We start from the raw sequence: 10,924 nt of genomic DNA on the forward strand, positions 1-10,924 counted from the left end.
TCCTTAAAATTTATGTATATAAATCAAATTTTCCAATTCGCTGATGAAGGGTGATGGTATTGTCCAGAATTTTAAAAAAATCCCCTAATCGTTTCTGTTCTTGTTTACTTGGGACCAAAATGTCCCAATTCTTTACCTCTGACATAGGTACCAAATTGTTAATTGCAGACCCTGGATTAGCACCTGTAAGTTTTCTTTGCATGTTATCCGCCCGAACAAATTGAATAAAGTATTCTGAGTCCGTAACTTCATTATTAATCTTAAATCGTATAAGCGCTTGATTAAACACTCCTTGTTTAATTCCAACTGGGACACGTGAGATTCTTCCAATCGTACCAGCCCCGCTCATAATGAAATCTCCTTCTTCCAATGAGAACTTACTTAACTCTTCAAATTTGGATTGGGGTATGTTATATCGAGTTTTATAATTATCATAAATCGCATTTTGCTGTTCATAGACAACATAATCACTTTTAGAAACAAATATCTCTTTTTTTAGGGCGCTTCCAAATGGCCCACGGCGAACTCCATCCTTCTTATCTAATAAATCTTCAAACTTACGCTGTTCCCAATCATTCATTACCCTAATTTCTATCCAATATTAAAAAATAACACTAAAAATGATACCGCTTTTTTTATGTGGTATAATTTTTTTGAGTATATAAAGTGGGTGGAAATAATGACAAAGTTTACTGGAGAGCAGATATTAGAAGATACATTGATTCAAAAATTAATCACAGGTGAATCACAGTGGGTTTATCGGGACGATTTACATACAGAATCAGAATTGTGGGCGAATTTGCGGCAAAAATTGGAAATTAATAATCAAGATGTTCTAAAAGGCGTGCCGTTGACGACGCAAGAATTTCGTCAAATTCAAAATCAGTTGAGTTTCCCCAATTTTTACGAGGCGGCACGTTGGTTGGCTGGTGAAAATGGCGTGGCAAAGGTTCAAGTGCAACGAGAAGACGCGGCGCTTGGGACAATTCGTTTGCGAGTGATTAATCGCCAAGATGTGGCAGGGGGAATTTCTTCTTATGAGGTTATTAATCAATTCAAGTCAGAGAAGCGGAAAATGGAAGATCTTAATCGACGTTTTGATGTTACGTTATTGATTAACGGACTGCCAATGATCCATATTGAATTAAAAAATCGGCGCCATCCATATATGGACGCTTTTCGTCAAATAAAGAAATATGTTCGGGAAGGAAAATTTACAGGGATTTTTTCTTCTGTGCAGATGTTTGTGATTTCCAACGGGACAGATACACGTTATATTGCGAGTGCGCAAGATACAAAGTTAAATGAACAGTTTCTAACCAAGTGGGTGGATAAAGATAACAATCCAGTCAATGATTATTTGGAGTTCGCTGAAGAAGTGTTAGCAATTCCAATGGCTCACAAGATGGTGACGCAGTATACGGTAATTGACAGTGAGAAAAAAGCGCTGATTTTACTTCGGCCTTATCAGATTCATGCAATTGAGGCAGTCAAAGTTGCTTCTAAGCAACATAAATCTGGTTATGTTTGGCATACAACCGGTTCTGGTAAAACATTGACTTCTTATAAAGTAGCGCGGAATTTATTACAAATTCCATCTTTGAAGAAAACCATATTTATTATTGACCGCGTCGATTTGGATCAACAGACGACCTCTTCATTTACATCATACGCTGAAAATGACACAATTGAAATTGATGGCACAGATAATGTGAAGGACTTAATTAAAAAGCTACTCTCAGATGAGCGCAATGTTTTGGTAACAACTATTCAAAAGCTAAATCATGTGATGAAACGTTTTTCTGGTAAGGAAGGGACAAAACGTTACGAGCAGATGACGCAGTTGAAGGTAGCTTTTGTAGTAGATGAATGCCATCGTGCAGTAAGTCCAGGTAAGAAAAAAGAAATTAGCGAATTTTTTGTTCAATCTCTTTGGTATGGTTTTACTGGCACACCGATTTTTAAAGAGAATGCAAAGAAAGAACAAGGAAATCTCCCCCGTACAACGCAGCAACTTTATGGGGAACGACTTCATGAATATACGGTTAAAGAGGCCATTCATGATCGTGCGGTTTTAGGCTTTCAGGTGGAATATAAGTCGACTTTTTCTGAAGAGGAATTGGATCGAACGATTATCCAATTAGCTGATGAAAATAAGTTAGATGTGGATGCCTTAGAGTTGGAAGAAAAAGAAGCAAAACTACCGAAATCGGTTTATTCAAATGAAGAACACATGTTAGCGGTAATTGACTCGATTTTGAACAAGTCACGAAACAAATTGGGTTTTCGAAATGGTTCAGGCAAGACCTGTAATGCAATTTTGACCACCTCGTCTATTTCTCAGGCGCAACGGTATTATGAACTTTTCCAGCTAGTGAAACGTGGAGAAACAAGTATTACAATCGATGAAGCGACGAAGCGTACTTTGCCAGACTTTCCGAAAGTGGCGATTACCTATTCAATTTCAGAAAATGAGGAAGCTTCAATTACAAATCAAGAGAAAATGAAGGCTGCTCTAAAGGACTACAACAAAGAATTTAATACAGATTTTACGATTGAAACAATGCGAGCCTACAATCGTGAGGTTAATAATCGACTGGCACGAAAAAAAGAAGCCTACTTAGCACGATCAGAACAAATTGATTTAGTCATTGTGGTGGATCGGCTTTTAACTGGGTTTGATGCCCCCTGTTTATCGACCTTATTTATTGATCGGCCGCCAATGCAACCCCATGAGTTGATTCAAGCCTTTTCAAGAACGAACCGTCTCTTTGATAAAAATAAAAAGTACGGTCAAATTGTAACGTTCCAAACACCGAAGACTTTTGAACAAAAAGTAAAAGAAGCCTTGGTTTTATATTCCAATGGTGGTGAAAATTATGTATTAGCGCCTGATTGGGAAGAGGCGAAAGATAATTTCTTAAAAGCCTTAGAAAATTTACGTGAAGTTGCCAATCAGCCTAGTGCCATCCAAGTGGATAATTTGAATGCTGCTGAGTTGAAGAAATTTGTAAAGGCGTATCAGAAATTTGATCGGACTTATGCAGCAATTCAAGTTTACACGGACTTTGAGCCAGAACAAATCGGCACAGAGTTTCCCATTCAAGTAAGAGAAATTGAAGAGTATAACGGTAAATATGTGAATGCGATTGAAGAATTACGTGGAGGTGATGGTCCCGAGGTAGTTGATATCGATATTTTCTACGAATTAGCAACTGTCAAAACTGAAGAAATCAATTATGAGTATATCTTGCTGCTGATTCAAGCTTTCGTACCTAGTGGCGATGACGAATATGAACTAGTGGCAAAAGAAGATCAAAAGGCGACAGCAGAAGTAAATCGTTATATTGATGATTTAGCAAAAAACAACGAAAAACTTGCAAGTCTGATCCGTAAGTTGTGGCAAGATGTCATTTTGAACCCGGAAAACTATCGGGATCAAAATATTTCCAATATTTTGGAGAACATGATCCAAGACAAACAATATCAGATGGTCAAAAATTTTTCAAAAAAATGGCAGGTTGACGAAAGTGATGCACGTTATCTGGTGGCAAACTATAATCCGAAGAAGCAACATCAAGTTGGCGAAAAAGAACTTGTCCGTCCTGAAAACTTTGAACGCTACAAATCAACCTCAGGACAAACATTATCAAGGATAAAATATCGCAAGCAAGTTCGCAGTGATTTTAATGAATTAATGGAAAAAGAAATTTTACCGTTACAAAAGCGGTAAGTAGTTGCAATTTATAGAGTGGAGAAATCCACTCTTTTTTGAAGGGATATTCATTTCCCCTCTCCATATTTTCCACGATAATCAACGTATCAAAGTATGTTCCCATGAAAAACTAGGAGGTGCAGTCAGTGAACTGGCAAGCGTTGTTTGAACCACAAATTTTATTTCGTGGTGAAGAATTATTTGAAGAAGATAAAGTAATTTCTTTTGAAATAAAGGGTAGTGAGATTTTTGCTGAGGTAGAAAGTTCTGCTAGTGATGGCTACTACGAAGTTTATCTTCGTTTGGATCAGACAAAGCAGAGTCTAGTAGCGATGACTTGTGATTGCCCCTACGCAGAATCTGGTCGGCACTGTAAGCACGTAGCGGCGACGGCCTTTTGTTTTTATGCGACAAATAAAAAAGAATACTTACAGCAAGCTTCTTATGAAGAAGTTTTGTCTTTAATTCGTAATGTAGAGGGTAGTGAATTACGAGCATTTTTATTAGCTGAAATGGCTCACAATGTAGCGTTACAGGCGGCTTTTTTACAACGCTTTGGTAAAAAAATCGGCCTACAGGGAAGAATCAATTTGAATTTTACCGCGAGAAAGTGCAAGATATTTTTGATACGTATGCTGATTATGATGGTTTTATGGATTATGAAGTAACGGGTGAGTTTGAAGCTGATATGACTGATTATCTAGCAACAGAAGGGGAAAATTTGATTGCTAGTCGGAATTTTGCGGCGGCTTTTGAATTAGGGCAAGCTAGTTATGAATTATTGCACGAAATTGATATTGATGATTCTAATGGCGTGATGCTGACAATTCTGACTTATATCACTGAATTGTGGGAAGAAGTCATGGAATTTGCTACTGCTAAAGACATAGAGCCTTTTTTTATCTGGGCTACCCAACGATTAAATAACAAAGAAGACTTTTTTACAGAAGACTTAATTGCGGTTTTGACCAATTTAGGTGAAGAAAAATTGGAATTTGCTCCTAGAATTGTCAAATAAAAGAGGAATTACTGCAAAAATATCCTCGGCGTAGTGCCATGAAAGATGAGCTGCGCCGTGTGTCATAAGAACCAATAAATAAACCTCTAAACTAAACGTAGCAGAAAAAACGATTTTACCCCTCGTATTTTCTAACACATTTAGTTTAGAGGCTTTTCATTCCAAACCAACGAATATCCCTGCTCTTTTGCGTAATAATTATTACGCAAAAGTTCGCGCTAAAATTTTTTAAAAAGATTCTGCGTCAAAATTTCCGCCCAAATTTCCCAACAATATTTTCCAACGAAAATTCTGCAACAAAACACCGCAACGTCAAAATTTTCTGTCAAAAATAACTTCACCTAAAACACTTTCCGCAAGCAATCGGCTGCTAGATACTTCTGGTTTACTTCGCCTGTTTGCCACAAGAAATCTGCTAATAATTCAAAATCTTTAGCCGCATAATTGTGCTGTTCTTCAAATGTGAAGTGGCGCAAGTTTTCGGCGGCTTGTGGTGTATAGTGGGCAACTTTTATCGCTTGAGCGCACTTTTCAGTAGCTGATAGGGCGTTGAAGTCTTGGGCAGCGGCTTCTAAGGCACGGTGGAAATTGGCAACTGTTTCGCCATTGTTATCATAAAATTTACGATCAAAGCACCACATCACCATATTTTTGTCCGAATTTTTGGAGTGCCATAAAATTTCAGTATCGGGCTGACTTTTTAAGATGTCTGTGATAAATGGTTCGATGGCAACGAGGCCGTCAATTTTCCCATTTTGCAGCAGGTCCATCCGCTCGTAGGTGTTATCGACCCACACGATTTCAGGCTGGTTGAGGATATTTTTTAAATCATGAGCCATAAAAAAGGGAAACAGTCCTTTACGGGCGACCCCGATGCGCAGCCCTTTTTTAGGCGCGTCTTTTTTTACTAGCAGTTGAATGGTGCGGGTCAAATCAGTGGTGACGACAGCGTCTTTTCCTTGCTGGCGGTAGTTAAAGTAAAAGGTTAAATCCCCCATCATAGCATCCACGTCACCGGCGACAAAACTGCTTTTTTGTGCGAATTGGAAGGTTTCGGCGATGGTTAAGTCAACGGGGACACCAAATTTTTCAAAGTAGCCGAGTTTATCGGCAAAAATTACAGGTAACACGAGGGGATTGATTTTATTTTGAACCAAACGGATTTTTTCCATTATAAGTACTTCCTTCCCATGATTTGGATGAAAAATAAAAGGCTCATCCAAGTGTTAAAGTGATAAATCAACAGTAAGGGGCGAGGGCCATATTCTTTGCCCATTTCAGGGTAAACGGCTGAGATTTTCCAATAGTCTTTGTACCAACGTTGCCAGCCTTGGCGGTAAAAAATCAAACAGCCGACTAAAAATTGCCAGCAGGGAATGGTTTGCGTTGCCAAAAGAATTACCCAACAGCTAAACAAGAGCAAAAATTCAGGTATCACAAGTAAAATGGCATTGCGAAAACCGATGACGTGAGGCAATGTTACCCGCACGCCGCGATCTTTTTCGTAGTCGCCCACGTTATTGGTGGACATTAAAAAGACGGTTAAAATCATGGGAATTACGCTATATACAAGTAGCTGCCAACTGCCACTGCCAATTTGCACCCTACCTGCTAAGTAACAAGCAAGGCCACCGACAAAAAAGCCAGAGACGATTTCTCCTACTGGGTAAAGCAGGTAAGGTTTTGGACCTAAGGAATACGTAATTGCCGCCAATAAACCAACTAATCCCCAAGCGAGCAGCCACAAATCTTTGGTGAGAAAAACCAGCAGCAGACCACAACTGCCGCCAAGGGCAATCATGAGGAGTAAAACAAAGACAGCATCCAAAAATTTGGCATCGCCACGAACCAAGCCCTCGCTCCCTTTGTGGTGGGTAAAGGTTGCTTCATTTTCTTCTTTGGCTAAATAAGCGCGCATTTCATTGGCGGTATTGGCGACAATATTAAAGCAAAAGCCGGCAATAAAAAATAAAATCATGTATAAAAAATGGATTTCTCCCGTTAAATATGCGCCAAAAAAGCTCCCGCTTAAAACCGGCAGTCCGGTGGCAAAGCCAGTCCGCACTTCCATGACAGTATAAGCACGTTTTGAAAAACCGTGTAAATAGGTTAGAACATTCAACTTTTGACACCTCCTGCCAAACTTTCATAAATATATTTTTGCAATGCTAAAAAGACCAGTAGCATCGGAATAATGCTTAAAATCACCAAGGCACAAATCACTTGCCAGTTGGTTTGATTAGGGCCCATAAAGCGGTAAAGGGCAGTAGCAACTGTCCCGTGCTCTGAACCAGGTAAATATAAAAAGGGAATATAAAAATCGTTGTAGATGCTAATCATTTTTAAAACGATCACTGTGCCAGTGGCTGGCCGCAATAATGGAAATAAAATTTTGCGATAGATTTGAAAATAACTAGCCCCTTCTAACAGTGCCGCCTTATCTAATTCAACGGGGATTTTTTCATACATTTGCAAATAGACGTAAATCATGACAACATCTGCTCCCAAATAAATTACAACCGGGGCAATTAGGCGATCGTAAAAACCTAATGCGGTGATAATTTTGAAAGTAGAAATTTGGGAGACGACCATCGGGACCATCGAAATTAGAAAATAAGCCCCAATCACCAGCTTTTTAAAAGGAAAATCAAACCGATTTAAAACATAAGCGACCATTGAGCCAATTAAAACACTGCCGCAGACACCGCAAAAAACTAAAATGAAGGTATTGATAAAGGCTTGGGGCAGATTGCCAGTGGTAAAAGCCAGCCGATAATTTTCAAAGTGCCACTGTGTTGGCGGGGTAATTCCGCGGGTGGCGTTAAATTCTTGGTAAGTTTTAAAGGAGCCAAAAAAAACAGTCAAAAGCGGATAGCAGCAAATAAACAGCCAGGCAATTAAAAAGAAATATTTACTAGTTTTGGCAATCATTCGCATTTATTTCTCCTCCTTTTGAAAGCGTTGCTGGGCTAAACTTAAGAAAATCACAATGAAAGACATTAAAACTGCTAGACTAGAGCCTAGGCCGACTAATTTTTGATCAAAGGCGACTTTTATTGTTTGGACTAAAAAAGTCGCGGTTCCATTGGCACCATTGGTCATAATCAAGGGGATTTCAAAGGCGGAAACAGCCCCAATGGTGAGTAAAATAAAGTTCAATTTTAAAACGGTGCGAATGTTTGGCAAAATAATATAGCGGGTTTGTTGCCATAAATTGGCGCCTTCTAAACTAGCAGCTTTTTGATACACTTTAGGCAGACCTTGAATGGCGGCAAAATACAGTAAAAAACTCGTGCCTAAATGGCGCCATAAGGAAATAAAAGCTAATGTATAATTGGCCACCGCCGGATCCCCCAGCCATAAGCGAATAAATTTGCCTAAATGTAAAAACTGCAAAAGCTGGTCAAATGAGCCGTCTGGTTCAAAGAACAGGCGGAAAATCAAAGAAGTGGCCACACCACTGATCATAATGGGAAAAACAATCACAGCCTTAAAAATATTTTTGCCGTAGGTTTTTGTCGACAATAAAATGGCTAAAGCTAAGGCTATCATGATTTGTAGAAGACCAGAACCTAAGTAAAAGAGATTGGTTTTAAAGGCCTGAAAATAAACCGGGTCCTGCCAAATGGTGATATAGTTTTTAAAGCCGACAAAGTTTTTTTCAACTGAAAGTCCGTCCCAATCGGTAAAGCTATTGTAAATTAACGTTCCAATCGGCAAGAGGCCAAAAATTAGTAACAATAAAAGCGGTAAAGAGAGAAAAAGCAGAATGGTCTGCTTTTCCTCTCTTTTTAGGCTGCGCTTATTCATGGGCTTTTGCTGCAGCCTCCCATTTTTTCTCTAGGCTTGCGACATAATCTTGATAGCTTTCATTTTGATCAGGGTATAATGCGATGTTTACAGTTTTTTGTAAAACATCTGTTAAGCGGCCAACACCGACTTCGTTTGCAATAGCGCTATATGTGGCTTCAATAGCAGGATCTGTTGCTGGGGCGGTTAAGATGACGTTGTTTTCTTTAATCGCTTTTTGCTGGCTTTCATTTAATTTGGCTTTAACAGGTGTCATGCCGCCCATATCTTTGGCAAAACCAGAAGCAGGATCAATGAAAAAGTCTAGGAAAGCTTTGGCAGCGACTTTATTTTTAGAATTTTTGTTAATGCCAATCACAGAAGGTGCACCAAGAGCTAAGCTGGTTTTACCAGCTAATAAATGTGGAAATGGCATAATGTTGATGGTATCTTTGCTTAATTTTTTAATTGGGGCGACATCTTGGGAGCCACTCATTAGCATGGCGATTTTGCCATCAGCTAATTGTTGTTGTGCTTGTTGGGTTTCTAGGGTAACGGGATCTTTTTCAATTAAACCAGCTTTTGCTAATTCGTAAATAACATCCATGACTTCCCGAATTGGTTGCCCGTCTTTAAAGGCAGTTTTACTTGTCACCATTTCTTTTTTGAAGTCTTCACCACCATAAGAAGACAACGCACCTGCCCAAACAGCTAAACGTTGGTAATTGGTATAAAAGGCAATCGCACCAGTTTTTTCTTTAATCATTTTAGCGTCTGCGATTAATTCATCGGTTGATTGGGGTAATTTATCAATGCCGGCTTTTTTGAAAACTGCTTCATTGTAAACTAAACCCAATGAGTTTAAAACAGTCGGCAAGCCGTATACTTTGCCGTCGTAATCGGCTTCAGTGATGTCCAGATAATCTTTTTCCATCGCTTTTGTTGTGCCTAGCTCTTCAAAGTATTTACTGTAATCTTGTGGTTTGCCTGCCATTGAAAAAGGCACAAAAACAACGTCACCATAGTCTTTGGTGTTCATGCGATTGGCGATGTATTGATCGTAATCAGTGCCAGCAGACTCCCATTTAATGTCTGTAATCTCAGGATATTTTTTCTTAAAATCTTTTTCCATTTGATCATAGAGTTTATCTGCATCTGTACGATTGGTGACAACGGTCAATTCACCACTGACTTTATCGTTTTCTTTTGTGTCTGCTTCTTTAGAATTGCCGCAGGCTGCTAAAAATAAAGTTGCCGCCGCTACTGCCATCCCTAAATAAATTTTCTTCATGTTCTTTCCTCCAATAAAATAAAAATAAATAGCTGTTTGGTCAGCTAAAATTTACAAATCAAAAAAGAGTAGTTTGCTGGTATCAAAAGTAAAATGAACGCGTTGGCCCATTAAATTGCTGGTATCCTGGTATGTTTTGACTGAAAGTATGCTATCTTGCCACGCAAGCTGTAAAATACTGCTGCCCCCATAATACCGAATTTCTGTGACGACCCCTATTTCTAAAGGAGCTGTAAATTCACCATCTTTGTGTGAAATTTCACGAATATGAAGATACTCACTGCGAATGGCGACTAATTTTTTTGACTCCTGGGGAAATTGCTGCTGCAATTTTTGCGGCAATTTACTAAAAGGAAATAAATTAATCGCAGGGCGGCCAATAAATTCTGCCACAAAACGGTTCTGGGGTTTTTCATAAACTTCGTGGGGTGTACCAACTTGTTGGATAAGGCCGTCTTTTAAAACAATGATACGATCGGCTAATGACATGGCCTCTTCTTGGGAATGGGTGACAAACAAAGTCGTCGCCTGTAATTTTTTATGGGTAGCTAAAATTAAATCCCCCACTTGATCTTGTAATTTGGCATCTAAATTGGATAAAGGTTCGTCCATTAAAAATAGCTTGGGGTTACGCACGATTGCCCGCGCTAAGGAAACCCGCTGTCTTTGTCCCCCAGATAAGTTTTTGGGCAAAACATTTACTACCTCTGTCAAACCTAACTCTTTTGTTACCCAGTCTAATTTTTCTTGTCGTTCTTTTTTTGCTGTTTTTCGAATTTTCATGCCAAAAGTAATGTTTTCTGCCACCGTCATGTGGGGAAATAAGGCATACTCTTGAAAGACTAACGCCATATCGCGGTCTTTAGGTGCCAATTTTGTAATTTCTTGGTCAGCTAAAGTGATTTGCCCGCTACTGGGTTCTTCAAAACCGGTCAAAATATTTAAAAGCGTCGATTTTCCACTACCGCTGGGTCCAACGATGGCAATGAATTCACCTTTTGCCACATCTAAAGAAAAATCTTGCAGCGCTTTTGTCTTTTTATGGGGATAAAGCTTGCTGATATTTTGGATTGATAAATAACTCACAGCACAACCTCCTGTTAGCTGAAAT

At 39.1% G+C, this 10,924-nt stretch carries 10 protein-coding genes; 3 read left to right on the forward strand and 7 right to left on the reverse strand.

What is annotated here, in order from left to right:
• Positions 1-10: 10 nt before the first annotated feature.
• Positions 11-580, reverse strand: coding sequence for a restriction endonuclease subunit S (locus JZO76_RS06020; protein ID WP_206903249.1), 570 nt, complete (start codon positions 578-580; stop codon positions 11-13).
• Between the two features lie 99 nt (positions 581-679).
• Between JZO76_RS06020 and JZO76_RS06025 the strand changes: the two genes are divergently transcribed.
• The 3 genes from JZO76_RS06025 (at position 680) to JZO76_RS06035 (ending at position 4,733) form a co-directional block, all read left to right on the forward strand.
• Complete coding sequence (locus tag JZO76_RS06025) at positions 680-3,733, forward strand: type I restriction endonuclease subunit R (RefSeq protein WP_206903250.1); 3,054 nt, start codon at positions 680-682, stop codon at positions 3,731-3,733.
• A 128-nt stretch (positions 3,734-3,861) separates the two neighbouring features.
• Complete coding sequence (locus tag JZO76_RS06030; RefSeq protein WP_206903251.1) at positions 3,862-4,383, forward strand: SWIM zinc finger family protein; 522 nt, start codon at positions 3,862-3,864, stop codon at positions 4,381-4,383.
• Complete coding sequence (locus JZO76_RS06035) at positions 4,368-4,733, forward strand: hypothetical protein (protein WP_206903252.1); 366 nt, start codon at positions 4,368-4,370, stop codon at positions 4,731-4,733. The genes JZO76_RS06030 and JZO76_RS06035 overlap by 16 nt, the downstream gene beginning before the upstream one ends.
• A 341-nt stretch (positions 4,734-5,074) precedes the next feature.
• Here the strand turns inward: JZO76_RS06035 and JZO76_RS06040 are convergent, their stop codons facing one another.
• The 6 genes from JZO76_RS06040 to JZO76_RS06065 form a co-directional block, all read right to left on the reverse strand.
• Positions 5,075-5,905, reverse strand: coding sequence for an ABC transporter substrate-binding protein (locus JZO76_RS06040; RefSeq protein ID WP_206903253.1), 831 nt, complete (start codon positions 5,903-5,905; stop codon positions 5,075-5,077).
• Positions 5,905-6,855: a prenyltransferase gene (locus JZO76_RS06045; RefSeq protein ID WP_206903254.1), complete on the reverse strand. Its 951-nt coding sequence runs from the start codon at positions 6,853-6,855 to the stop codon at positions 5,905-5,907. The genes JZO76_RS06040 and JZO76_RS06045 overlap by 1 nt, the downstream gene beginning before the upstream one ends.
• Positions 6,852-7,670, reverse strand: coding sequence for a carbohydrate ABC transporter permease (locus JZO76_RS06050; RefSeq protein WP_206903255.1), 819 nt, complete (start codon positions 7,668-7,670; stop codon positions 6,852-6,854). The genes JZO76_RS06045 and JZO76_RS06050 overlap by 4 nt, the downstream gene beginning before the upstream one ends.
• Complete coding sequence (locus JZO76_RS06055; protein ID WP_242595805.1) at positions 7,671-8,474, reverse strand: carbohydrate ABC transporter permease; 804 nt, start codon at positions 8,472-8,474, stop codon at positions 7,671-7,673.
• A 61-nt stretch (positions 8,475-8,535) separates the two neighbouring features.
• Positions 8,536-9,813 (reverse strand): ABC transporter substrate-binding protein, encoded by a 1,278-nt coding sequence (locus JZO76_RS06060; protein ID WP_206903257.1) that lies wholly within the window; start codon positions 9,811-9,813, stop codon positions 8,536-8,538.
• A 51-nt stretch (positions 9,814-9,864) separates the two neighbouring features.
• Positions 9,865-10,899: an ABC transporter ATP-binding protein gene (locus JZO76_RS06065; RefSeq protein ID WP_206903258.1), complete on the reverse strand. Its 1,035-nt coding sequence runs from the start codon at positions 10,897-10,899 to the stop codon at positions 9,865-9,867.
• Positions 10,900-10,924 lie beyond the last annotated feature (25 nt).

Source organism: Candidatus Enterococcus myersii, from assembly GCF_017316025.1.
GTDB lineage: Bacteria > Bacillota > Bacilli > Lactobacillales > Enterococcaceae > Enterococcus_C > Enterococcus_C montenegrensis.

Excerpts from the sequence above, each read along its gene's own strand:
- JZO76_RS06025 (WP_206903250.1), top strand. The coding sequence starts at position 680 with ATGACAAAGTTTACTGGAGAGCAGATATTAGAAGATACATTGATTCAA.
- JZO76_RS06035 (WP_206903252.1), top strand. The coding sequence starts at position 4,368 with ATGGATTATGAAGTAACGGGTGAGTTTGAAGCTGATATGACTGATTAT.
- JZO76_RS06020 (WP_206903249.1), bottom strand. The coding sequence starts at position 580 with ATGAATGATTGGGAACAGCGTAAGTTTGAAGATTTATTAGATAAGAAG.
- JZO76_RS06060 (WP_206903257.1), bottom strand. The coding sequence starts at position 9,813 with ATGAAGAAAATTTATTTAGGGATGGCAGTAGCGGCGGCAACTTTATTT.
- JZO76_RS06050 (WP_206903255.1), bottom strand. The coding sequence starts at position 7,670 with ATGCGAATGATTGCCAAAACTAGTAAATATTTCTTTTTAATTGCCTGG.
- JZO76_RS06040 (WP_206903253.1), bottom strand. The coding sequence starts at position 5,905 with ATGGAAAAAATCCGTTTGGTTCAAAATAAAATCAATCCCCTCGTGTTA.